The organism is Escherichia sp. KTE31 (assembly GCF_000407925.1).
Lineage (GTDB): Bacteria > Pseudomonadota > Gammaproteobacteria > Enterobacterales > Enterobacteriaceae > Escherichia > Escherichia ruysiae.
Genome location: NZ_KE136722.1, coordinates 1 through 24776 on the forward strand (window position 1 = coordinate 1; position 24776 = coordinate 24776).

19 protein-coding genes, 3 tRNA genes and 3 rRNA genes are annotated in these 24776 nt (G+C 52.2%); 19 read left to right on the forward strand and 6 right to left on the reverse strand.

The window, feature by feature from the left end:
• The 6 genes from WES_RS20735 to WES_RS20710 all read left to right on the forward strand — a co-directional run.
• A 16S ribosomal RNA gene (locus WES_RS20735) occupies window positions 1-1117 on the forward strand; the annotation flags it as partial.
• Window positions 1118-1202: 85 nt separating this feature from the next.
• Window positions 1203-1278: transfer RNA gene (locus tag WES_RS20730), tRNA-Glu, on the forward strand.
• A gap of 191 nt (window positions 1279-1469) precedes the next feature.
• Window positions 1470-4373: ribosomal RNA gene (locus WES_RS20725) — 23S ribosomal RNA — on the forward strand.
• Window positions 4374-4467: 94 nt separating this feature from the next.
• Window positions 4468-4583: ribosomal RNA gene (gene rrf / locus WES_RS20720) — 5S ribosomal RNA — on the forward strand.
• 54 nt (window positions 4584-4637) lie between these two features.
• Window positions 4638-4714: transfer RNA gene (locus tag WES_RS20715), tRNA-Asp, on the forward strand.
• An 8-nt stretch (window positions 4715-4722) separates the two neighbouring features.
• A tRNA-Trp gene (locus WES_RS20710) sits at window positions 4723-4798 on the forward strand.
• A 95-nt stretch (window positions 4799-4893) separates the two neighbouring features.
• On the opposite strand, the gene hdfR is transcribed toward WES_RS20710, so the two are convergent.
• A complete protein-coding gene (hdfR, locus tag WES_RS20705) occupies window positions 4894-5733 on the reverse strand; it encodes an HTH-type transcriptional regulator HdfR (protein ID WP_000379262.1) in 840 nt (279 codons plus the stop codon).
• Window positions 5734-5851: 118 nt separating this feature from the next.
• On the opposite strand from hdfR, the gene maoP reads away from it, so the two are divergent.
• Window positions 5852-6190, forward strand: coding sequence for a macrodomain Ori organization protein MaoP (maoP, locus tag WES_RS20700; RefSeq protein ID WP_000841001.1), 339 nt, complete (start codon window positions 5852-5854; stop codon window positions 6188-6190).
• Between the two features lie 23 nt (window positions 6191-6213).
• On the opposite strand, the gene WES_RS20695 is transcribed toward maoP, so the two are convergent.
• Window positions 6214-7734 carry a YifB family Mg chelatase-like AAA ATPase gene (locus tag WES_RS20695; protein ID WP_016158848.1) on the reverse strand — a complete coding sequence of 507 codons (1521 nt, stop codon included), beginning with the start codon at window positions 7732-7734 and terminating at the stop codon, window positions 6214-6216.
• A gap of 350 nt (window positions 7735-8084) precedes the next feature.
• Between WES_RS20695 and ilvL the strand changes: the two genes are divergently transcribed.
• The 7 genes from ilvL (at window position 8085) to ilvA (ending at window position 14640) form a co-directional block, all read left to right on the forward strand.
• A complete protein-coding gene (ilvL, locus tag WES_RS0120740; protein WP_024149608.1) occupies window positions 8085-8183 on the forward strand; it encodes an ilv operon leader peptide in 99 nt (32 codons plus the stop codon).
• 86 nt (window positions 8184-8269) lie between these two features.
• On the forward strand, window positions 8270-8320 hold the full coding sequence (ilvX, locus tag WES_RS23840) for a peptide IlvX (protein ID WP_001387183.1): 51 nt from the start codon (window positions 8270-8272) through the stop codon (window positions 8318-8320).
• Window positions 8321-8322: 2 nt separating this feature from the next.
• Window positions 8323-9969 (forward strand): acetolactate synthase 2 catalytic subunit, encoded by a 1647-nt coding sequence (ilvG, locus tag WES_RS20690; protein ID WP_001012643.1) that lies wholly within the window; start codon window positions 8323-8325, stop codon window positions 9967-9969.
• On the forward strand, window positions 9966-10229 hold the full coding sequence (gene ilvM, locus WES_RS20685) for an acetolactate synthase 2 small subunit (RefSeq protein ID WP_000983255.1): 264 nt from the start codon (window positions 9966-9968) through the stop codon (window positions 10227-10229). Before ilvG ends, ilvM begins: the two co-directional genes overlap by 4 nt.
• 19 nt (window positions 10230-10248) lie before the next feature.
• Window positions 10249-11178 (forward strand): branched-chain-amino-acid transaminase, encoded by a 930-nt coding sequence (ilvE, locus tag WES_RS20680; RefSeq protein ID WP_000208524.1) that lies wholly within the window; start codon window positions 10249-10251, stop codon window positions 11176-11178.
• Between the two features lie 64 nt (window positions 11179-11242).
• Entirely contained in the window at window positions 11243-13093 is a 1851-nt protein-coding gene (gene ilvD / locus WES_RS20675) for a dihydroxy-acid dehydratase (protein WP_001127416.1), read from the forward strand.
• A 2-nt stretch (window positions 13094-13095) separates the two neighbouring features.
• Window positions 13096-14640, forward strand: a complete 1545-nt coding sequence (gene ilvA, locus WES_RS20670; protein WP_000785603.1) for a threonine ammonia-lyase, biosynthetic — start codon at window positions 13096-13098, stop codon at window positions 14638-14640.
• Here ilvA and ilvY read toward each other — a convergent pair.
• On the reverse strand, window positions 14637-15527 hold the full coding sequence (gene ilvY / locus WES_RS20665; protein ID WP_016158849.1) for an HTH-type transcriptional activator IlvY: 891 nt from the start codon (window positions 15525-15527) through the stop codon (window positions 14637-14639). The two genes, ilvA and ilvY, sit on opposite strands and share 4 nt — an antisense overlap.
• Window positions 15528-15678: 151 nt before the next feature.
• Between ilvY and ilvC the strand changes: the two genes are divergently transcribed.
• Window positions 15679-17154, forward strand: coding sequence for a ketol-acid reductoisomerase (gene ilvC / locus WES_RS20660; protein ID WP_016158850.1), 1476 nt, complete (start codon window positions 15679-15681; stop codon window positions 17152-17154).
• 74 nt (window positions 17155-17228) lie between these two features.
• Here the strand turns inward: ilvC and ppiC are convergent, their stop codons facing one another.
• Window positions 17229-17510, reverse strand: a complete 282-nt coding sequence (gene ppiC, locus WES_RS20655; protein ID WP_001140258.1) for a peptidylprolyl isomerase PpiC — start codon at window positions 17508-17510, stop codon at window positions 17229-17231.
• Between the two features lie 86 nt (window positions 17511-17596).
• Here ppiC and rep point away from each other — a divergent pair, with 86 nt between their 5' ends.
• Complete coding sequence (gene rep, locus WES_RS20650) at window positions 17597-19618, forward strand: DNA helicase Rep (protein WP_016158851.1); 2022 nt, start codon at window positions 17597-17599, stop codon at window positions 19616-19618.
• A gap of 104 nt (window positions 19619-19722) precedes the next feature.
• Here the strand turns inward: rep and gppA are convergent, their stop codons facing one another.
• Together gppA and rhlB are read right to left on the reverse strand one after the other, a co-directional pair.
• On the reverse strand, window positions 19723-21207 hold the full coding sequence (gene gppA / locus WES_RS20645) for a guanosine-5'-triphosphate,3'-diphosphate diphosphatase (RefSeq protein ID WP_016158852.1): 1485 nt from the start codon (window positions 21205-21207) through the stop codon (window positions 19723-19725).
• Between the two features lie 135 nt (window positions 21208-21342).
• Window positions 21343-22608, reverse strand: a complete 1266-nt coding sequence (rhlB, locus tag WES_RS20640; RefSeq protein WP_000047511.1) for an ATP-dependent RNA helicase RhlB — start codon at window positions 22606-22608, stop codon at window positions 21343-21345.
• 130 nt (window positions 22609-22738) lie between these two features.
• Here rhlB and trxA point away from each other — a divergent pair, with 130 nt between their 5' ends.
• The 3 genes from trxA to rho all read left to right on the forward strand — a co-directional run bounded on the left by trxA (window position 22739) and on the right by rho (window position 24653).
• Window positions 22739-23068 carry a thioredoxin TrxA gene (trxA, locus tag WES_RS20635; RefSeq protein WP_001280776.1) on the forward strand — a complete coding sequence of 110 codons (330 nt, stop codon included), beginning with the start codon at window positions 22739-22741 and terminating at the stop codon, window positions 23066-23068.
• Between the two features lie 139 nt (window positions 23069-23207).
• Window positions 23208-23309 carry a rho operon leader peptide RhoL gene (gene rhoL, locus WES_RS0120745; protein WP_010345119.1) on the forward strand — a complete coding sequence of 34 codons (102 nt, stop codon included), beginning with the start codon at window positions 23208-23210 and terminating at the stop codon, window positions 23307-23309.
• An 84-nt stretch (window positions 23310-23393) separates the two neighbouring features.
• Window positions 23394-24653, forward strand: a complete 1260-nt coding sequence (gene rho, locus WES_RS20630; RefSeq protein WP_001054527.1) for a transcription termination factor Rho — start codon at window positions 23394-23396, stop codon at window positions 24651-24653.
• Window positions 24654-24776 lie beyond the last annotated feature (123 nt).

Below are 24776 nucleotides of genomic sequence, written 5' to 3' on the forward strand. Positions count from 1 at the left end.
TTGTAAAGTACTTTCAGCGGGGAGGAAGGGAGTAAAGTTAATACCTTTGCTCATTGACGTTACCCGCAGAAGAAGCACCGGCTAACTCCGTGCCAGCAGCCGCGGTAATACGGAGGGTGCAAGCGTTAATCGGAATTACTGGGCGTAAAGCGCACGCAGGCGGTCTGTTAAGTCAGATGTGAAATCCCCGGGCTCAACCTGGGAACTGCATCTGATACTGGCAGGCTTGAGTCTCGTAGAGGGGGGTAGAATTCCAGGTGTAGCGGTGAAATGCGTAGAGATCTGGAGGAATACCGGTGGCGAAGGCGGCCCCCTGGACGAAGACTGACGCTCAGGTGCGAAAGCGTGGGGAGCAAACAGGATTAGATACCCTGGTAGTCCACGCCGTAAACGATGTCGACTTGGAGGTTGTGCCCTTGAGGCGTGGCTTCCGGAGCTAACGCGTTAAGTCGACCGCCTGGGGAGTACGGCCGCAAGGTTAAAACTCAAATGAATTGACGGGGGCCCGCACAAGCGGTGGAGCATGTGGTTTAATTCGATGCAACGCGAAGAACCTTACCTGGTCTTGACATCCACAGAACTTTCCAGAGATGGATTGGTGCCTTCGGGAACTGTGAGACAGGTGCTGCATGGCTGTCGTCAGCTCGTGTTGTGAAATGTTGGGTTAAGTCCCGCAACGAGCGCAACCCTTATCCTTTGTTGCCAGCGGTCCGGCCGGGAACTCAAAGGAGACTGCCAGTGATAAACTGGAGGAAGGTGGGGATGACGTCAAGTCATCATGGCCCTTACGACCAGGGCTACACACGTGCTACAATGGCGCATACAAAGAGAAGCGACCTCGCGAGAGCAAGCGGACCTCATAAAGTGCGTCGTAGTCCGGATTGGAGTCTGCAACTCGACTCCATGAAGTCGGAATCGCTAGTAATCGTGGATCAGAATGCCACGGTGAATACGTTCCCGGGCCTTGTACACACCGCCCGTCACACCATGGGAGTGGGTTGCAAAAGAAGTAGGTAGCTTAACCTTCGGGAGGGCGCTTACCACTTTGTGATTCATGACTGGGGTGAAGTCGTAACAAGGTAACCGTAGGGGAACCTGCGGTTGGATCACCTCCTTACCTTAAAGAAGCGTTCTTTGAAGTGCTCACACAGATTGTCTGATAGAAAGTAAAAAGCAAGGCGTCTTGCGAAGCAGACTGATACGTCCCCTTCGTCTAGAGGCCCAGGACACCGCCCTTTCACGGCGGTAACAGGGGTTCGAATCCCCTAGGGGACGCCACTTGCTGGTTTGTGAGTGAAAGTCGCCGACCTATGTATCTCAAAACTCACTTACGAGTGATGTTTGAGATATTTGCTCTTTAAAAATCTGGATCAAGCTGAAAATTGAAACACTGAACAACGTAAGTTGTTCGTGAGTCTCTCAAATTTTCGCGACACGATGGTGTTTTACGAAACATCTTCGGGTTGTGAGGTTAAGCGACTAAGCGTACACGGTGGATGCCCTGGCAGTCAGAGGCGATGAAGGACGTGCTAATCTGCGATAAGCGTCGGTAAGGTGATATGAACCGTTATAACCGGCGATTTCCGAATGGGGAAACCCAGTGTGTTTCGACACACTATCATTAACTGAATCCATAGGTTAATGAGGCGAACCGGGGGAACTGAAACATCTAAGTACCCCGAGGAAAAGAAATCAACCGAGATTCCCCCAGTAGCGGCGAGCGAACGGGGAGCAGCCCAGAGCCTGAATCAGTGTGTGTGTTAGTGGAAGCGTCTGGAAAGGCGCGCGATACAGGGTGACAGCCCCGTACACAAAAATGCACATGCTGTGAGCTCGATGAGTAGGGCGGGACACGTGGTATCCTGTCTGAATATGGGGGGACCATCCTCCAAGGCTAAATACTCCTGACTGACCGATAGTGAACCAGTACCGTGAGGGAAAGGCGAAAAGAACCCCGGCGAGGGGAGTGAAAAAGAACCTGAAACCGTGTACGTACAAGCAGTGGGAGCCTCTTTATGGGGTGACTGCGTACCTTTTGTATAATGGGTCAGCGACTTATATTCTGTAGCAAGGTTAACCGAATAGGGGAGCCGAAGGGAAACCGAGTCTTAACTGGGCGTTAAGTTGCAGGGTATAGACCCGAAACCCGGTGATCTAGCCATGGGCAGGTTGAAGGTTGGGTAACACTAACTGGAGGACCGAACCGACTAATGTTGAAAAATTAGCGGATGACTTGTGGCTGGGGGTGAAAGGCCAATCAAACCGGGAGATAGCTGGTTCTCCCCGAAAGCTATTTAGGTAGCGCCTCGTGAATTCATCTCCGGGGGTAGAGCACTGTTTCGGCAAGGGGGTCATCCCGACTTACCAACCCGATGCAAACTGCGAATACCGGAGAATGTTATCACGGGAGACACACGGCGGGTGCTAACGTCCGTCGTGAAGAGGGAAACAACCCAGACCGCCAGCTAAGGTCCCAAAGTCATGGTTAAGTGGGAAACGATGTGGGAAGGCCCAGACAGCCAGGATGTTGGCTTAGAAGCAGCCATCATTTAAAGAAAGCGTAATAGCTCACTGGTCGAGTCGGCCTGCGCGGAAGATGTAACGGGGCTAAACCATGCACCGAAGCTGCGGCAGCGACACTATGTGTTGTTGGGTAGGGGAGCGTTCTGTAAGCCTGTGAAGGTGTGCTGTGAGGTATGCTGGAGGTATCAGAAGTGCGAATGCTGACATAAGTAACGATAAAGCGGGTGAAAAGCCCGCTCGCCGGAAGACCAAGGGTTCCTGTCCAACGTTAATCGGGGCAGGGTGAGTCGACCCCTAAGGCGAGGCCGAAAGGCGTAGTCGATGGGAAACAGGTTAATATTCCTGTACTTGGTGTTACTGCGAAGGGGGGACGGAGAAGGCTATGTTGGCCGGGCGACGGTTGTCCCGGTTTAAGCGTGTAGGCTGGTTTTCCAGGCAAATCCGGAAAATTAAGGCTGAGGCGTGATGACGAGGCACTACGGTGCTGAAGCAACAAATGCCCTGCTTCCAGGAAAAGCCTCTAAGCATCAGGTAACATCAAATCGTACCCCAAACCGACACAGGTGGTCAGGTAGAGAATACCAAGGCGCTTGAGAGAACTCGGGTGAAGGAACTAGGCAAAATGGTGCCGTAACTTCGGGAGAAGGCACGCTGATAGGTAGGTGAAGCGACTTGCTCGTGGAGCTGAAATCAGTCGAAGATACCAGCTGGCTGCAACTGTTTATTAAAAACACAGCACTGTGCAAACACGAAAGTGGACGTATACGGTGTGACGCCTGCCCGGTGCCGGAAGGTTAATTGATGGGGTCAGCCGCAAGGCGAAGCTCTTGATCGAAGCCCCGGTAAACGGCGGCCGTAACTATAACGGTCCTAAGGTAGCGAAATTCCTTGTCGGGTAAGTTCCGACCTGCACGAATGGCGTAATGATGGCCAGGCTGTCTCCACCCGAGACTCAGTGAAATTGAACTCGCTGTGAAGATGCAGTGTACCCGCGGCAAGACGGAAAGACCCCGTGAACCTTTACTATAGCTTGACACTGAACATTGAGCCTTGATGTGTAGGATAGGTGGGAGGCTTTGAAGCGTGGACGCCAGTCTGCGTGGAGCCGACCTTGAAATACCACCCTTTAATGTTTGATGTTCTAACGTGGACCCGTGATCCGGGTTGCGGACAGTGTCTGGTGGGTAGTTTGACTGGGGCGGTCTCCTCCTAAAGAGTAACGGAGGAGCACGAAGGTTGGCTAATCCTGGTCGGACATCAGGAGGTTAGTGCAATGGCATAAGCCAGCTTGACTGCGAGCGTGACGGCGCGAGCAGGTGCGAAAGCAGGTCATAGTGATCCGGTGGTTCTGAATGGAAGGGCCATCGCTCAACGGATAAAAGGTACTCCGGGGATAACAGGCTGATACCGCCCAAGAGTTCATATCGACGGCGGTGTTTGGCACCTCGATGTCGGCTCATCACATCCTGGGGCTGAAGTAGGTCCCAAGGGTATGGCTGTTCGCCATTTAAAGTGGTACGCGAGCTGGGTTTAGAACGTCGTGAGACAGTTCGGTCCCTATCTGCCGTGGGCGCTGGAGAACTGAGGGGGGCTGCTCCTAGTACGAGAGGACCGGAGTGGACGCATCACTGGTGTTCGGGTTGTCATGCCAATGGCACTGCCCGGTAGCTAAATGCGGAAGAGATAAGTGCTGAAAGCATCTAAGCACGAAACTTGCCCCGAGATGAGTTCTCCCTGAGTCCTTGAGTGTCCTGAAGGAACGTTGAAGACGACGACGTTGATAGGCCGGGTGTGTAAGCGCAGCGATGCGTTGAGCTAACCGGTACTAATGAACCGTGAGGCTTAACCTTACAACGCCGAAGGTGTTTTGGCGGATGAGAGAAGATTTTCAGCCTGATACAGATTAAATCAGAACGCAGAAGCGGTCTGATAAAACAGAATTTGCCTGGCGGCCGTAGCGCGGTGGTCCCACCTGACCCCATGCCGAACTCAGAAGTGAAACGCCGTAGCGCCGATGGTAGTGTGGGGTCTCCCCATGCGAGAGTAGGGAACTGCCAGGCATCAAATTAAGCAGTAAGCCGGTCATAAAACCGGTGGTTGTAAAAGAATTCGGTGGAGCGGTAGTTCAGTCGGTTAGAATACCTGCCTGTCACGCAGGGGGTCGCGGGTTCGAGTCCCGTCCGTTCCGCCACCCTAATTAGGGGCGTAGTTCAATTGGTAGAGCACCGGTCTCCAAAACCGGGTGTTGGGAGTTCGAGTCTCTCCGCCCCTGCCAGAAATCATCCTTAGCGAAAGCTAAGGATTTTTTTTGTCTGAAATAACCCTCTCCGAAGTAAATCCTTCCACCGGCATCCTTGCCGGCCATTTTGATTAATACACATCATCCAGTACGTTAATTTTCAATAGATCGCGAATCAACGCATTTTTATCGCTATTTTGCAGCCATATGGCATAGAGCGGTCGTGAAAGAGTTGTGCTGTCGACAACGGTATGCAGTCCGCCTTTCTTACGTGCCCAACTCACCGGTAGCCATGTGCAACCATTAAGCATCGCAATCTGTTGCTGTGCCAGTTCAGCAGAACTGGTTGTTAGCATTGGAACTTCATCAGCACCGATCAAACCAGCCTCATGTTGTTGAAAATCCGGCCCCCATTCCAGACGGAGATAGTTAAGCTCACCTTTTAGCTTAGAAGGGGCACTGGTATAGAGTGCTAAAGTAAAATGCCCCAGTAACTGACTACTAAATTCATCCATTTTGGGCGCTTCAGTAGTAATAAGAAGATCAAGCTGGCGTTCATGCAACTGTTTTACCAGAGACTGCCGTTGGGCAATTCGCGCTTCGAACTGTAAGCCTGTATGGGCATCCTGATTTTGATACAAGCGTCCCAGCCACTGATTAAGCATACATTCCCACAACGAGGCGCTGGCACCGATAGAAAACTCATTATGTCGTGAGGTATGCGCTACCTCCTTACGAGCGGTCTGCCAGGTGCTCATGAGTGTTTCTGCATAAGGCAAAAGCTTTTCACCAGCAGCGGTTAAACGGATATTGTTTCTGTGACGGGTGAAAAGATTCACACCCAGCTGATTTTCCAGTTGTCTGATCCGAAAGCTCACTGCTGACTGGGTCAGATAGAGCGATTCAGCCGCTCGGCCAAAGTGACGCGTTCGGCTAACTTCCAGGAAAGTTTTTAACAATTCCGTATCCACAGTGCTCTCCGCAAAATTATTTGTCGTTATGATTTAAATGTTTTGTTTTACACTCTGTCAAGCGTAACTAATACTCCGCGCCATAACTAGCTCGGTCAAAGAATTAGGAGCGTGCAGGATGGCGGAAAGCTTTACGACGACTAATCGATATTTCGACAATAAACATTATCCACGTGGATTCTCTCGTCATGGTGATTTCACCATCAAAGAGGCACAACTGCTTGAACGTCATGGTTATGCCTTCAATGAGCTGGATCTCGGCAAACGCGAGCCGGTTACCGAGGAAGAGAAACTCTTCGTAGCAGTATGCCGTGGCGAACGTGAGCCAGTGACAGAAGCAGAACGCGTGTGGTCCAAGTATATGACGCGTATCAAGCGTCCAAAACGTTTTCACACTCTTTCCGGCGGTAAACCGCAGGTCGAAGGTGCTGAAGACTACACCGATTCCGACGATTAATAAAAAGGGCGTAATGCCCTTTTTTACGTCAGCAGCTTTTGCAAATGGATGAGCAAACGGTCGATAGCCCGATAACTTACAGCCTCTTGTAAATGCTGACGTGTGATGACGTCAGACTGATCAATATCAGCTATGGTTCTTGATACTTTCAGTAACCGCTGCCAGGCACGAATCGATAACCCCAGATGGATCAGCGTTTCTTCCAGCCACTGTGCGTCCTCGCTCTCAAGTTTGCAAAATTGTCGTATTTCCGGACTATCCAGCCAGGCATTCAGTTTATTCTGCCGCTTAAATTGGCGCTCTCTGGCGGCCATTACGCGTTGTTTAACAGTGGCGCTGCTTTCCCCCTGAATGACCGCTTTGCTCAAAACACCGGGTGGCGGTAGCGGGATCTCCAGTGAGAGGTCAAAGCGGTCAAGAAAGGGACCGGAGAGTCGGTTGAGATAACGCAGCGTTTGTTCCGGCGTGCAGCGGTTATGGTTCCCTTGATAATGTCCTGTTGGGCTGGGATTCATCGCCGCAACAAGCTGGAAACGGGCTGGATAGGTTATTTTTGCTCGCGTGCGTGAAAGATGGATCTGCCCGGATTCAATCGGCTCCCGCAAGGCATCCAGTGTACGCCGTTCAAATTCAGGTAGTTCATCAAGAAAAAGTACGCCGTTATGCGCCAGCGAAATTTCACCAGGCCCGGGAATTGCGCCACCGCCCACCATCGCAGTTAACGACGCACTGTGGTGCGGTGAGCGGAACGGGCGCTGCCGCCATTGTTTTTGCACTGATTCGGCATTTACCAGACTTAATATTGCGGCACTCTCCAGTGCCTCTTCATTGCTTAAATCTGGCAACAGGCCATTAATACGGCTGGCGAGCATCGTTTTGCCTGTTCCCGGCGGTCCAATCAATAAAAGGTTGTGTCCGCCAGCAGCAGTAATTTCCAGTCCTCGCTTTCCTTGCTCCTGACCCACAACATCACTGAGATCATGTTGTAATACACTGGATACGGCATCAGTTGATTTAGGACGTTCGAGAGAATGTTTACCTTCCAGAAACGCACAGACAGTTTGTAGATGATCAGCTATCAGACACCCTTCACCGTTAATTAACCCCACTTCAGCTTCGTTGTCTTTCGCGACGATAATCTTTCTGCCTGACTTAATGGCTTCAGTTGCGCTGGATATTGCGCCGGGAACGCCACGCAGAGCGCCCGTAAGTGCCAGTTCGCCCACTAATTCATATTCATCCAACTGATTCGCTGTAAGCTGTTCAGAGGCCGCCAGCAATGCAATGGCGATAGGTAAATCATATCGCCCTCCTTCTTTCGGTAGATCGGCAGGAGCAAGGTTAATGGTGATTTTTTTCGCCGGATATTCATATCCGCTATTGATAATGGCGCTGCGCACGCGATCGCGGGCTTCTTTTACCGTTGTTTCTGGTAAGCCCACCATCGTTAAGCCTGGTAGACCTTTACTGATATGTACCTCAACAGTGATCGGGGGAGCATTTACTCCCAGAGCGGCACGAGTATGAACAATTGACAGTGACATAAGTCCTCCTTAAGCCACCATTATGAACATAAGAGATCCCTGCTGTAGTCTGCGAAATTGTGTTATTTAGCGGCTGATTCCCGTTTATTTATGCAAAGTAATTTGAGTTGTATTAGTGATGGAATCACTCTCGCAAAAATAAAAAGCACAAAAAATAGTCACTCAAAGAGCGCGAGAATTATACGGAAATTGAATTTTTTTCACTCACAAATATTCATATAAAAAACAATGGTTTTTATAGAAATTATTATGAGAGTCATAAGAATCGGATAAAAAATATCTTGTGCTATTCGCAAAATCTATGGTAACTCTTTAGGCATTCCTTCGAACAAGATGCAAGAAAAGACAAAATGACAGCCCTTCTACAAGTGATTAGCCTGGTCGTGATTAGCGTGGTGGTGATTATTATCCCACCGTGCGGGGCTGCACTTGGACGAGGAAAGGCTTAGAGATCAAGCCTTAACGAACTAAGACCCCCGCACCGAAAGGTCCGGGGGTTTTTTTTGACCTTAAAAACATAATCGAGGAGCAGACAATGAATAACAGCACAAAATTCTGTTTCTCAAGATTCAGGACGGGGAACTAACTATGAATGGCGCACAGTGGGTGGTACATGCTTTGCGGGCACAGGGTGTGAACACCGTTTTCGGTTATCCGGGTGGCGCAATTATGCCTGTTTACGATGCATTGTATGACGGTGGCGTGGAACACTTGCTGTGCCGGCATGAACAGGGCGCGGTAATGGCGGCTATCGGTTATGCCCGTGCTACCGGCAGAACTGGTGTGTGCATCGCCACATCTGGCCCTGGCGCAACCAACCTGATCACCGGTCTGGCAGATGCGCTGTTAGATTCCATCCCTGTCGTTGCGATCACTGGTCAGGTGTCCGCACCGTTCATCGGCACCGACGCATTTCAGGAAGTGGATGTCCTGGGATTGTCGTTAGCCTGTACCAAACACAGCTTCCTGGTACAGTCGCTGGAAGAGTTGCCGCGCATCATGGCCGAAGCGTTTGATGTCGCCAGCTCAGGTCGTCCCGGTCCGGTTCTGGTCGATATCCCTAAAGATATCCAGTTAGCCAGCGGTGATCTGGAACCCTGGTTCACCACCGTTGAAAACGAAGTGACTTTCCCACATGCCGAAGTCGAGCAAGCGCGCCAGATGCTGGCAAAAGCGCAAAAACCGATGCTGTATGTTGGCGGCGGCGTGGGTATGGCGCAGGCGGTTCCTGCTCTGCATGAATTTCTCGCTGCCACAAAAATGCCTGCCACCTGCACGCTGAAAGGGCTGGGCGCAGTCGATGCGGATTATCCGTACTATCTGGGGATGCTGGGGATGCACGGCACCAAAGCGGCGAACTTCGCGGTGCAGGAATGTGACCTGCTGATCGCCGTGGGGGCACGTTTTGATGACCGGGTTACCGGCAAACTTAACACGTTCGCTCCACACGCCAGCGTGATCCATATGGATATCGACCCGGCAGAAATGAACAAGCTGCGTCAGGCGCATGTGGCATTACAAGGCGATTTAAACACACTGTTGCCTGCGTTACAGCAATCGTTAAATATCGATGAATGGCAGCAATACTGCGCACAAATGCGTAGTGAACATGCCTGGCGTTACGATCATCCTGGAGATGCTATCTACGCGCCGTTGTTGTTAAAACAACTGTCGGATCGTAAACCTGCGGATTGCGTTGTGACCACGGATGTGGGGCAGCACCAGATGTGGGCTGCGCAGCACATCGCCCACACTCGCCCGGAAAATTTCATCACTTCAAGCGGTTTAGGCACTATGGGCTTCGGTTTACCGGCGGCGGTTGGCGCACAAGTTGCGCGACCGAACGATACCGTCGTCTGTATCTCCGGTGACGGCTCTTTCATGATGAATGTGCAAGAGCTGGGCACCGTAAAACGCAAGCAGTTACCGTTGAAAATCGTCTTACTCGATAACCAACGGTTAGGGATGGTTCGACAATGGCAGCAACTGTTTTTCCAGGAACGATACAGCGAAACCACCCTTACCGATAACCCCGATTTCCTCATGTTAGCCAGCGCCTTCGGCATCCCTGGCCAACACATCACCCGTAAAGACCAGGTTGAAGCGGCACTCGACACCATGCTGAACAGTGATGGGCCATACCTGCTTCATGTCTCAATCGACGAACTTGAGAACGTCTGGCCGCTGGTGCCGCCCGGCGCCAGTAATTCAGAAATGTTGGAGAAATTATCATGATGCAACATCAGGTCAATGTATCGGCTCGCTTCAATCCGGAAACCTTAGAACGTGTTTTACGCGTGGTGCGTCATCGTGGTTTCCACGTTTGCTCAATGAATATGGCTGCCGCCAGCGATGCACAAAATATAAATATTGAATTGACCGTTGCCAGCCCGCGTTCGGTCGACTTACTGTTTAGTCAGTTAAATAAACTGGTAGACGTCGCACACGTTGCTATCTGCCAGAGCACAACCACATCACAACAAATCCGCGCCTGAGCGCAAAAGGAATATAAAAATGACCACGAAGAAAGCTGATTACATTTGGTTCAATGGGGAGATGGTTCGCTGGGAAGATGCGAAGGTGCATGTGATGTCGCACGCGCTGCACTATGGCACCTCGGTTTTTGAAGGCATCCGTTGCTACGATTCGCATAAGGGACCAGTTGTATTCCGTCATCGTGAGCATATGCAACGTCTGCATGACTCCGCCAAAATTTACCGCTTCCCGGTTTCGCAGAGCATTGATGAGCTGATGGAAGCTTGCCGCGAAGTGATTCGTAAAAACAATCTCACCAGCGCCTATATCCGTCCGCTGATCTTCGTAGGTGATGTTGGCATGGGCGTTAACCCACCAGCAGGATACACCACCGACGTAATTATTGCCGCTTTCCCGTGGGGAGCCTATCTGGGCGCGGAAGCCCTGGAACAGGGGATCGACGCGATGGTTTCTTCCTGGAACCGCGCGGCACCAAACACCATTCCAACCGCTGCGAAAGCGGGGGGTAACTACCTCTCTTCCCTGCTGGTTGGCAGCGAAGCGCGCCGCCACGGTTATCAGGAAGGTATCGCGCTGGATGTGAATGGTTACATCTCTGAAGGCGCAGGCGAAAACCTGTTTGAAGTGAAAGACGGCGTGCTGTTCACCCCGCCGTTCACCTCTTCCGCGCTTCCGGGTATTACCCGTGACGCCATCATCAAACTGGCGAAAGAGCTGGGAATTGAAGTGCGTGAGCAGGTGCTGTCGCGTGAATCACTGTATCTGGCGGATGAAGTGTTTATGTCCGGTACGGCGGCTGAAATCACGCCAGTGCGCAGCGTCGACGGTATTCAGGTGGGTGAAGGCCGTTGTGGCCCGGTCACCAAACGCATCCAGCAAGCCTTCTTCGGCCTCTTCACCGGCGAAACCGAAGATAAATGGGGCTGGTTGGATCAGGTTAATCAATAAATACAAAAAATGGGACGGCACGCACCGTCCCATTTACGAGACAGACACTGGGAGTAAATAAAGTATGCCTAAGTACCGTTCCGCCACCACCACTCATGGTCGTAATATGGCGGGTGCTCGTGCGCTGTGGCGCGCCACCGGAATGACCGACGCCGATTTCGGCAAGCCGATTATCGCTGTTGTGAACTCGTTCACTCAATTTGTACCGGGTCACGTCCATCTGCGCGATCTCGGTAAACTGGTCGCTGAACAAATTGAAGCGGCTGGCGGCGTTGCCAAAGAGTTCAACACCATTGCGGTGGATGATGGGATCGCCATGGGCCACGGGGGGATGCTTTATTCACTGCCATCTCGCGAACTGATCGCTGATTCCGTTGAGTATATGGTCAACGCTCACTGCGCCGATGCCATGGTTTGCATCTCTAACTGCGACAAAATCACCCCAGGGATGCTGATGGCCTCTCTGCGCCTGAATATTCCGGTGATCTTTGTTTCCGGCGGCCCGATGGAGGCCGGGAAAACCAAACTATCCGATCAGTTAATCAAGCTTGATCTGGTTGATGCGATGATCCAGGGGGCAGATCCGAAAGTTTCTGACTCCCAGAGCGATCAGGTTGAACGTTCGGCCTGTCCAACCTGTGGTTCCTGCTCCGGGATGTTCACCGCTAACTCGATGAACTGCCTGACCGAAGCTCTGGGTCTGTCGCAGCCAGGCAACGGCTCGCTACTGGCAACTCACGCGGACCGTAAGCAGCTGTTCCTCAATGCCGGTAAACGCATTGTTGAATTGACCAAACGTTACTACGAGCAAAACGACGAAAGCGCACTGCCGCGTAATATCGCCAGTAAAGCGGCGTTTGAAAACGCCATGACGCTGGATATCGCGATGGGCGGTTCTACCAACACGGTTCTTCACCTGCTGGCGGCGGCACAAGAAGCGGAAATCGACTTCACCATGAGTGATATCGACAAACTTTCGCGTAAAGTCCCGCAGTTGTGCAAAGTTGCGCCGAGCACCCCAAAATACCATATGGAAGATGTTCACCGTGCTGGTGGAGTGATCGGTATTCTCGGCGAACTGGATCGCGCAGGGTTACTGAACCGTGATGTGAAAAACGTGCTCGGCCTGACCTTGTCGCAAACGCTGGAACAATACGATGTCATGCTGACTCAAGATGATGCGGTGAAAAATATGTTCCGCGCTGGCCCGGCGGGAATCCGCACTACACAGGCATTCTCGCAGGATTGCCGTTGGGATTCTCTCGATGACGATCGCGCTAACGGCTGCATCCGCTCGCTGGAGCACGCCTACAGCAAAGACGGCGGCCTGGCGGTGCTTTACGGCAACTTCGCGGAAAACGGCTGCATCGTTAAAACGGCGGGCGTCGATGACAGTATTCTCAAATTCACCGGTCCGGCGAAAGTGTACGAAAGCCAGGACGATGCGGTAGAAGCGATTCTTGGCGGTAAAGTTGTCGCTGGCGATGTGGTTGTTATTCGCTACGAAGGCCCGAAAGGCGGCCCTGGGATGCAGGAAATGCTCTACCCAACCAGCTTCCTGAAATCGATGGGTCTTGGCAAAGCCTGTGCGCTGATCACCGACGGTCGTTTCTCTGGCGGTACGTCTGGCCTTTCCATCGGTCACGTATCACCGGAAGCGGCAAGCGGCGGTAGCATTGGCCTGATTGAAGATGGTGATCTGATCGCCATCGACATTCCGAACCGTGGCATTCAGTTGCAGGTAAGCGATGCCGAACTGGCGGCGCGTCGTGAAGCGCAGGAAGCCCGTGGCGACAAAGCCTGGACGCCGAAAAACCGTGAACGTCAGGTCTCCTTTGCTTTGCGCGCTTACGCCAGCCTGGCGACCAGCGCCGACAAAGGTGCGGTGCGCGATAAATCGAAACTGGGGGGTTAATAATGGCTGACTCGCAACCCCTGTCCGGTGCCCCTGAAGGTGCCGAATATTTAAGAGCGGTGCTACGTGCGCCGGTCTATGAAGCGGCACAGGTCACGCCGCTACAGAAAATGGAAAAACTGTCGTCGCGTCTTGATAACGTGATACTGGTGAAGCGCGAAGACCGCCAGCCAGTGCACAGCTTCAAGCTGCGCGGCGCATACGCCATGATGGCAGGTCTGACGGAAGAACAGAAAGCGCACGGTGTGATCACCGCCTCGGCGGGTAACCATGCGCAAGGTGTCGCGTTTTCCTCCGCTCGGTTAGGTGTGAAGGCGCTGATCGTCATGCCAACTGCTACCGCCGACATCAAAGTCGACGCGGTGCGCGGCTTCGGCGGTGAGGTGCTGCTTCACGGCGCGAACTTTGACGAAGCAAAAGCGAAAGCGATTGAATTGTCTCAGCAGCAGGGCTTCACCTGGGTGCCGCCGTTCGATCATCCGATGGTGATCGCCGGGCAGGGCACACTGGCGCTGGAACTGCTCCAGCAGGACGCCCATCTCGACCGCGTATTTGTGCCGGTTGGTGGCGGTGGCCTGGCGGCAGGCGTAGCGGTACTGATCAAACAACTGATGCCGCAAATCAAAGTTATCGCTGTAGAAGCAGAAGATTCCGCCTGTCTGAAAGCGGCGCTGGATGCCGGTCATCCCGTAGATCTGCCGCGCGTGGGGCTGTTTGCTGAAGGTGTTGCGGTAAAACGCATCGGCGATGAGACTTTCCGCCTGTGTCGGGAGTACCTCGACGACATCATCACTGTCGATAGCGATGCCATCTGCGCAGCGATGAAAGATCTGTTCGAAGATGTGCGCGCAGTGGCGGAACCCTCTGGCGCACTGGCTCTGGCGGGAATGAAAAAATATATCGCCCAGCACAACATTCGTGGTGAACGACTGGCGCATATTCTTTCTGGTGCCAACGTGAACTTCCATGGTCTGCGCTACGTCTCGGAACGTTGCGAACTGGGCGAACAACGTGAAGCGTTGCTGGCGGTGACTATCCCGGAAGAGAAGGGCAGCTTTCTGAAGTTCTGCCAGTTGCTTGGCGGGCGTTCGGTCACCGAGTTCAACTACCGTTTTGCTGATGCGAAAAACGCCTGCATTTTTGTCGGCGTGCGCTTAAGTCGCGGCCTCGAAGAGCGCAAAGAAATTTTGCAGATGCTTAACGACGGCGGCTACAGCGTGGTTGATCTCTCCGACGACGAAATGGCGAAGCTGCATGTGCGCTATATGGTCGGCGGGCGTCCATCGCATCCGTTGCAGGAGCGCCTCTACAGTTTCGAATTCCCGGAATCGCCGGGCGCGCTGCTGCGCTTCCTCAACACGCTGGGTACGCACTGGAACATCTCGCTGTTCCACTATCGCAGCCACGGTACTGACTACGGGCGCGTACTGGCGGCGTTCGAGCTTGGTGACCATGAACCGGATTTCGAAACCCGGCTGAATGAGCTGGGCTACGATTGCCACGACGAAACTAATAACCCGGCGTTCAGGTTCTTTTTGGCGGGTTAATGGTTCGGCAAAATCTTCCAGAACGCTTCAATCAGCGGCTCATGTAGCCGCTTTTTCTGCGCACAAACGCCCAGCTCAAACGGCGTTTTCTCATCACTGCGATCAAGAATCATCACGCGGTTACGTACTGGTTCAGGGCTATTATCCAGCACCACTTCTGGCAGCAGCGCCACGCCACAGCCAAGCGCCACCATTGATACCATCGCTTCATGCCCACCAACCGTGGCGTAAATCACCGGGTTACTGATTTTGTTACGTCGAAACCACAACTCAATGCGGCGGCGTACCGGCCCTTGATCGGCCATGATAAACGGCACCGTTGACCAGTCGGGCTTTTCGACTGATACCTGATTACGCACCGGGCAGGGCAGCGCAGGCGCGATCAGCACCACCGCCAGATTCTCCAGCATCGAAAATGCCACCGCACCTGGCAGAGTCTCTGGCTTACCGGCTATCGCCAGATCCGCTTCTCCGGTAACCACTTTTTCCATTGCATCCGCCGCATCACCGGTAGTGAGTTTAATCTCCACCGACGGGTGTTCCGCGCGGAAGCGATCAAGAATCGGTGGAAGATGACTGTAAGCGGCGGTCACCGAGCAGAAGATATGTAATTCTCCAGAGAGCGACGGCCCTTGCTGGTCGATGGTGTGGCGCAATTGCTGATACTGCAACAGAGTTTGCTGGGCGAAAACGCGCAGCTCTTCGCCCGCTTCCGTCAGCGTTACCGTGCGGTTATCGCGTACAAAAAGCGGTTGGCCGATATCTTCTTCCAGCCGCTGAATCTGTCGTGAGAGCGTGGATGGGCTAACGTGCATCGCCCGTGCGCTACGGCCAAAATGGCGGCTTTCCGCCAGATGCAAAAACATTTTCAGGTCGCGTAAATCCACAGGCTTAACCCTTGGTTATGACGTTGCAGAAATTGCAATGTGACGTTGTGAATATATCAATTTCCGCAATAAATTTCCTGTTGTAATGTGGTGACATTCTCGCTCAACAGCGAACCGAACAATAAGAAGCACAACATCACGAGGAATCACCATGGCTAACTACTTCAATACACTGAATCTGCGCCAGCAGCTGGCACAGTTGGGTAAATGTCGCTTTATGGGGCGCGACGAATTCGCTGACGGCGCGAGCTACCTTCAGGGTAAAAAAGTGGTCATCGTCGGTTGTGGCGCGCAGGGTCTCAACCAGGGTCTGAACATGCGTGATTCTGGTCTGGATATCTCCTATGCCCTGCGAAAAGAAGCGATTGCCGAAAAGCGAGCGTCCTGGCGTAAAGCGACCGAAAACGGTTTTAAAGTAGGCACTTACGAAGAGCTGATCCCGCAGGCGGATCTTGTCGTTAACCTGACGCCAGACAAACAGCACTCCGACGTAGTGCGTTCTGTTCAGCCGCTGATGAAAGATGGCGCGGCGCTGGGTTACTCTCACGGTTTCAATATCGTAGAAGTGGGCGAGCAGATCCGTAAAGACATCACCGTAGTGATGGTTGCGCCGAAATGTCCTGGCACCGAAGTGCGTGAAGAGTACAAACGTGGATTCGGCGTACCGACGCTGATCGCCGTTCACCCGGAAAACGATCCGAAAGGTGAAGGCATGGCGATTGCTAAAGCCTGGGCGGCAGCAACCGGCGGTCATCGTGCCGGCGTTCTGGAATCCTCTTTCGTTGCGGAAGTTAAATCAGACCTGATGGGTGAACAAACTATCCTGTGCGGTATGTTGCAGGCTGGTTCTCTGCTGTGCTTCGACAAGCTGGTAGAAGAAGGCACTGATCCGGCATATGCAGAAAAACTGATTCAGTTCGGTTGGGAAACCATCACCGAAGCCCTGAAACAGGGCGGCATCACCCTGATGATGGACAGGCTCTCTAACCCGGCGAAACTGCGTGCTTATGCGCTGTCAGAACAACTGAAAGAGATCATAGCGCCGCTGTTCCAGAAACATATGGACGACATCATCTCCGGCGAATTCTCCTCCGGCATGATGGCAGACTGGGCCAATGACGATAAGAAACTGCTGACCTGGCGTGAAGAGACCGGCAAAACCGCGTTCGAAACCGCACCGCAGTATGAAGGTAAAATCGGCGAGCAGGAGTACTTCGATAAAGGCGTGCTGATGATCGCGATGGTGAAAGCGGGCGTTGAGCTGGCTTTCGAAACCATGGTTGATTCTGGCATCATCGAAGAGTCGGCTTACTATGAATCACTGCACGAGCTGCCGTTGATTGCCAACACCATCGCCCGTAAGCGACTGTACGAAATGAACGTGGTTATTTCCGATACCGCTGAGTACGGTAACTATCTGTTCTCTTACGCTTGTGTACCGCTGCTGAAACCGTTTATGGCGGAGCTGCAGCCTGGCGATCTGGGTAAAGCTATTCCGGAAGGGGCGGTAGATAACGCGCAACTGCGTGATGTAAATGATGCGATTCGCAGCCATGCGATTGAGCAGGTTGGTAAGAAACTGCGCGGTTATATGACGGATATGAAACGTATTGCTGTTGCGGGTTAAGTGTGCGCTGATGCCCTCTCCCTGTGGGAAAGGGAGAAAACACTCAAGGCCTTCTCCCGGAGAAGGCCTTGCTGTTAGTTACGGTACAGCACCTTAATAATGTGATACCCGAACTGGGTATGCAGCGGGCCAGTCGGCTCCAGCACCGGACAAGAGAAAACCACTTTATCGAACGCCGGAACCATCTGACCCTGGCGGAATTCACCTAAATCACCACCGCGTTTGCCTGACGGGCAAATGGAGTGTTTCTTCGCCAGCTTGCCGAAATCGGCGCCGTTCTTGATCTGCTCCAGAAGTTCCAGAGCCAGTTTCTCTTCTTTTACAAGGATATGCAGTGCTGCTGCTGTTTTTGCCATGATCGTGCCTTGAGTGGTAAGGATGAGGCTGGCTATACTACCACGCTGTTATTTTCCCCTCCCGACTTTCATTGAGCGATTTTTCTATGCGTCTAAACCCCGGCCAACAACAAGCTGTCGAATTCGTTACCGGCCCCTGCCTGGTGCTGGCGGGCGCGGGTTCCGGCAAGACTCGTGTTATCACTAATAAAATCGCCCATCTGATCCGTGGCTGCGGTTATCAGGCGCGACATATCGCGGCGGTGACCTTTACCAATAAGGCGGCGCGCGAGATGAAAGAGCGTGTCGGGCAGACGCTGGGGCGCAAAGAGGCGCGTGGGCTGATGATCTCCACTTTCCACACACTGGGGCTGGATATCATCAAACGCGAGTATGCGGCGTTGGGGATGAAAGCGAACTTTTCGCTGTTTGACGATACCGATCAGCTGGCTTTGCTCAAAGAGCTGACCGAAGGACTGATTGAAGATGACAAAGTTCTGCTGCAACAGCTGATCTCAACCATCTCTAACTGGAAGAACGATCTCAAAACTCCTGCGCAGGCGGCGGCAGAGGCAAAAGGCGAGCGGGATCGCATTTTTGCCCATTGTTATGGGCTGTATGATGCGCACCTGAAAGCGTGCAATGTTCTCGACTTCGACGATCTGATTTTATTGCCGACGTTGCTGCTGCAACGCAATGAGGAAGTACGCGAACGCTGGCAAAACAAGATTCGCTACCTGCTGGTGGATGAGTATCAGGACACCAACACCAGCCAGTATGAACTGGTGAAACTGCTGGTGGGTGGCCGTGCACGCTTTACTGTGGTGGGTGACGATGACCAGTCGATCTACTCCTGGCGCGGTGCCCGTCCGCAAAACCTGGTGCTATTGAGCCAGGATTTCCCAACGTTGAAGGTGATTAAGCTTGAGCAGAATTACCGCTCTTCCGGGCGTATTTTGAAAGCGGCCAACATTCTCATCGCCAATAACCCGCACGTATTTGAAAAGCGTCTGTTCTCCGAACTTGGCTACGGCGCGGAACTAAAAGTTTTAAGCGCGAATAACGAAGAACATGAAGCCGAGCGCGTTACCGGCGAGCTGATTGCGCATCACTTCGTCAACAAAACACAGTACAAAGATTACGCCATTCTCTATCGCGGCAACCATCAGTCGCGGGTGTTTGAAAAATTCCTGATGCAAAACCGCATCCCGTACAAAATATCCGGCGGTACTTCATTCTTCTCCCGCCCTGAAATCAAGGATTTGCTGGCTTATCTGCGTGTACTGACTAATCCGGACGATGATAGTGCGTTCCTGCGTATCGTTAACACGCCGAAGCGAGAGATTGGCCCGGCGACGCTGAAAAAGCTGGGCGAGTGGGCGATGACGCGTAATAAAAGTATGTTTACCGCCAGCTTTGATATGGGGTTGAGTCAGACACTGAGTGGACGTGGTTATGAAGCGTTGACCCGATTTACTCACTGGCTGGCGGAAATCCAGCGACTGGCGGAGTGGGAGCCTATCGCCGCAGTGCGCGATCTGATCCACGGGATGGATTATGAATCCTGGTTATACGAAACGTCACCCAGCCCGAAAGCCGCCGAAATGCGCATGAAGAACGTTAACCAGTTATTTAGCTGGATGACGGAGATGCTGGAAGGTAGCGAACTGGATGAGCCGATGACGCTCACCCAGGTGGTGACGCGCTTTACTCTGCGCGACATGATGGAGCGTGGCGAGAGTGACGAAGAGCTTGATCAGGTGCAACTGATGACTCTGCACGCGTCGAAAGGGCTGGAGTTTCCCTATGTTTACATGGTCGGTATGGAAGAGGGATTTTTGCCGCACCAAAGCAGCATCGACGAGGATAATATCGATGAAGAGCGGCGGCTGGCCTATGTCGGCATCACCCGCGCTCAGAAAGAGTTGACCTTTACGCTGTGTAAAGAGCGTCGTCAGTACGGTGAACTGGTACGTCCGGAACCGAGTCGCTTTCTGCTGGAATTACCGCAGGATGATCTGATTTGGGAACAAGAGCGCAAAGTGGTAAGCGCCGAAGAACGGATGCAGAAAGGGCAAAGCCATCTGGCGAATCTGAAAGCGATGATGGCAGCAAAACGAGGCAAATAGCCATTCGTCTTGCCTGGGGCTGGTTGGATTAGATGATCACGGCACCGGAAAGCGGAATTATTGTCGGATAAGATGCGTCAGCATCGCATCCGGCACATTACACGTTAAAGCACTTCCAGCGGCCAGTGGACATAGCTCTGCCACTCAGTTTCCTGATCGATAATTTCTTTACCCAGCGGGTGCTGAGCCAGCCAACCTTGCGGCAGCGTCAGGGTCAACTGTTCATGGTTGGCTTGTAATGTAATCTCCGGCACTAAATCATCACGGCGACGGCTGGCAAAAATGATTGCCAGGCGCAGTAAACGGCAGAGTTGTTCCGCAACGCGCGGCGGTACGGCATTTTGTTGATGCAACGATGAGAGATCGACAGGATTCGTCTGGTTGAGCAATAGCGTCGCCAGCAGCTTTTTCTGCGCAGGCGTAAAACCGGGAAGATCCAGATTACGCACCAGATAAGCGGCATGTTGCGGCGCTTGTTTGAAATCAACGCTCAGGCCAATTTCATGAAGTTGACAGGCGCTGATTAGCAAATCGCGGCTAATCGCTTCAAGATGCCACTCTTTTTCTACCTGATCAAACAAGTTAGCGGCAACGTTGACCACGCGCTGCGCCTGATCAATATCAATCATAAAGCGGCGCTGAATATTACGCAGTGTACGACTGCGAATATCCTGCTCAACCGCCAGATGCAACATGCCGTAGACCAGGCCTTCACGTAGAGCACCGCCAGCCAGCGTCATACACTGAATATTCAGCTCGGTAAAAATGGCTATCAGGATCGCCAGACCACTCGGGAATACTAATGCGCGCTCCAGCGTTAACCCTTCAATCTCCAGCTCCTCCAGCCGACCGCAATGAATAGCGCGCTGTTTCAGTTGCTGCAACTTCGCAAGGGTAATGCGCTCATCCATTCCCTGCGCCATCATGATTTCCTGTAATGCTTGCACGGTGCCGGAAGCGCCAACGCACACTTTCCAGCCGTGATACCGCAATTCATCGGCAACCGGACGTAACACTTCGCGTGCCGCTTTTTCTGCAGCATCAAAATTTTCCTGCCCCAGATTACGATCGGCAAAATAGCGTTCCAGCCAGGTGACGCAGCCCATCGACAGGCTGAACAACGAGGTGGTTTGTGCACCCGTGCCGGTTACCAGTTCAGTGCTGGCGCCGCCAATATCCACGACCAGGCGCTGATCGGCTCCGCCGGTGGTATGAGCAACACCCTGATAAATCAGGCGAGCTTCTTCTTCACCGCTGATCACCTGTACCGGACAACCGAGGATTTCCTGCGCTTTAGCAATAAAATCACCGGCATTGACGGCAAGTCGTAACGTCGCCGTAGCGACAACGCGAATTTGCGATGGTGGGATATCTTGCAGACGTTCAGCAAACAGGCGCAAACATTGCCAGCCGCGCTCCATTGCTTCATTAGACAGGGCATTTTCGTTGTTCAGGCCAGCAGCCAGACGCACTTTACGTTTAATTCGCGTCAGCGTCTGGATGCTTCCAGCCACCTCGCGCACTACCAGCATATGGAAACTATTTGAACCGAGATCAATAGCTGCATATAGCGACGAGGTGGAACCCATACTCTTCATCCTTCAATCTGTCTCTGCGTTGGCTGCATTCTTTCACCCAAATCACTTACTACAGTAAGCGCATCGGGATTCATTCTCTTGCCATCTTGATACAGTTTGAATGATTTTGAGTATGACATTATTTATTTAACCTGAACGACGACGATTACGTGGAGCGCCAGTACGACGCGGACCATTGCCTGTGCGCGGGCGCGTGAGGCGCAGCGGTTTTGGCAGATCGGTCATCAATGCGTCTGGATTGTATTTGCTTACCGGAATTGAGTGACCAATATAGGTCTCAATAGCAGGCAAATTCAATGCATACTCTTCACACGCCAGGCTGATAGAGTGACCGCTTGCGCCTGCGCGGCCAGTACGACCGATACGGTGAACGTAATCTTCACAGTCATCGGGCAAATCGTAGTTAAAGACGTGCGTCACTGCCGGAATATGCAGACCACGAGCAGCAACGTCGGTAGCAACCAGAATATCCAGATCGCCACGGGTAAATTCATCAAGAATACGCAGGCGTTTTTTTTGCGCCACATCGCCCGTCAACAGACCGACACGATGACCATCTGCCGCCAGGTGACCCCAGATATCTTCACAACGGTGTTTGGTGTTGGCGAAAATAATCGCTCTGTCTGGCCACTCTTCTTCGATCAGCGTTTGCAACAAACGCATCTTTTCTTCGTTAGAAGGGTAGAAAAGCTCTTCTTTAATACGGTGGCCCGTTTTCTGTTCCGGTTCCACTTCGATATATTCGGCGTTATTCATCTGCTCGAACGCCAGTTCACGTACACGGTACGAAAGCGTGGCGGAGAACAGCATGTTGAGGCGCTGGTTCGCTGGCGGCATACGGCGGAACAGCCAGCGGATATCTTTAATAAAGCCCAGATCATACATACGATCGGCTTCATCCAGCACCACCACTTGAATGGCACCGAGGTTAATGTGGTTCTGCTTGGCGTAGTCAATTAAACGACCCGTGGTGCCAATCAGGATGTCAACGCCGCTTTCCAGCACTTTCAGCTGTTTGTCGTAGCCATCGCCACCGTAAGCCAGCCCCAGTTTCAGTCCGGTAGCTTGTGCCAGTGGCTCCGCGTCGGCGTGGATCTGCACGGCAAGTTCACGCGTCGGTGCCATAATTAAGGCACGCGGTTGATTCACCTTGCGATCGGCAATTGCGGGATGAGAGAGAAGGTAATGAAACGAAGACGTAAGAAACGCCATCGTTTTCCCGGTACCAGTTTGCGCCTGCCCGGCTACGTCACGACCTTCCAGCGTTAGCGGAAGAGCCAGTGCCTGAATGGGCGTACAGTTATGAAACCCTTTTTTTTCAAGGGCTTCTACAACTTTCGGATGCAGGGCGAAGTCGGAAAACTTCTGTTCTGTTAAATGTGTTTTGCTCATAGTGTGATAGAATATCAGCTTACTATTGCTTTACGAAAGCGTATCCGGTGAAATAAAGTCAACCTTTAGTTGGTTAATGTTACACCAACAACGAAACCAACACGCCAGGCTTATTCCTGTGGAGTTATATATGAGCGATAAAATTATTCACCTGACTGACGACAGTTTTGACACGGATGTACTCAAAGCGGACGGGGCAATCCTCGTCGATTTCTGGGCAGAGTGGTGCGGTCCGTGCAAAATGATCGCCCCGATTCTGGATGAAATCGCTGACGAATATCAGGGCAAACTGACCGTTGCAAAACTGAACATCGATCAAAACCCTGGCACTGCGCCGAAATATGGCATCCGTGGTATCCCGACTCTGCTGCTGTTCAAGAATGGCGAAGTGGCGGCAACGAAAGTCGGCGCGCTGTCTAAAGGTCAGTTGAAAGAGTTCCTCGACGCCAATCTGGCATAAGGGAACGTCATGTTCGGGTGCCCTGTCGCTAAAAACTGGACGCCCGGCGTGAGCCATGCTAACTTAATGTTGACTTCGTATTAAACTTACCTTATTAAGTTTGAATCTTGTAATATCCAACACTTCCCGTTTTTATCTAATGCGAAGTGAACAGATTTCTGGTTTGTCACTCAATCCGTCTTGTCGTTTCAGTTCTGCGTACTTTCCTGTGACCAGACAGCGAAAAGACATGAGTCGATGACCGTAAACAGGCATGGATGATCCTGCCATACCATTCACAACATTAAGTTCGAGATTTACCCCAAGTTTAAGAACTCACACCACTATGAATCTTACCGAATTAAAGAATACGCCGGTTTCTGAGCTGATCACTCTCGGCGAAAATATGGGGCTGGAAAATCTGGCTCGTATGCGTAAGCAGGACATTATTTTTGCCATCCTGAAGCAGCACGCAAAGAGTGGCGAAGATATCTTTGGTGATGGCGTACTGGAGATATTGCAGGATGGATTTGGTTTCCTCCGTTCCGCAGACAGCTCCTACCTCGCCGGTCCTGATGACATCTACGTTTCTCCCAGCCAAATCCGCCGTTTCAACCTCCGCACTGGTGATACCATCTCTGGTAAGATTCGCCCGCCGAAAGAAGGTGAACGCTATTTTGCGCTGCTGAAAGTTAATGAAGTTAACTTCGATAAACCTGAAAACGCCCGCAATAAAATCCTCTTTGAGAACTTGACCCCGCTGCACGCGAACTCTCGTCTGCGTATGGAACGTGGTAACGGTTCTACTGAAGATTTGACCGCTCGCGTGCTGGATCTGGCTTCGCCAATCGGTCGTGGTCAGCGTGGTCTGATTGTGGCACCGCCGAAAGCGGGTAAAACCATGCTGCTGCAGAATATTGCTCAGAGCATTGCTTACAACCACCCGGATTGTGTGCTGATGGTTCTGCTGATCGACGAACGTCCGGAAGAAGTAACCGAGATGCAGCGTCTGGTTAAAGGTGAAGTTGTCGCTTCTACCTTTGACGAACCGGCATCTCGTCACGTTCAGGTTGCGGAAATGGTGATCGAGAAGGCGAAACGTCTGGTTGAGCACAAGAAAGACGTTATCATTCTGCTTGACTCTATTACTCGTCTGGCACGTGCTTACAACACCGTCGTTCCGGCTTCTGGTAAAGTGTTGACCGGTGGTGTGGACGCTAACGCACTGCATCGTCCGAAACGCTTCTTCGGTGCGGCGCGTAACGTTGAAGAGGGCGGCAGCCTGACCATCATCGCCACGGCGCTCATCGATACGGGTTCAAAAATGGACGAAGTTATCTACGAAGAGTTTAAAGGCACCGGTAACATGGAGCTGCACCTCTCTCGTAAGATCGCTGAAAAACGCGTCTTCCCGGCTATCGACTACAACCGTTCTGGTACGCGTAAAGAAGAACTGCTCACCACTCAGGAAGAGCTGCAGAAAATGTGGATCCTGCGCAAAATCATTCACCCAATGGGCGAAATCGACGCAATGGAATTCCTCATTAACAAGCTCGCGATGACCAAGACGAATGACGATTTCTTTGAGATGATGAAACGCTCATAAATTTGTCTTATGCTAAAAACGCCACGTGTTTACGTGGCGTTTTGCTTTTATATCTGTAATCTTAGCAGCATGCCTGTGATAGTGGGAAAATTCCTGGTTTTTGCGGGTGTTTTATACGATTTT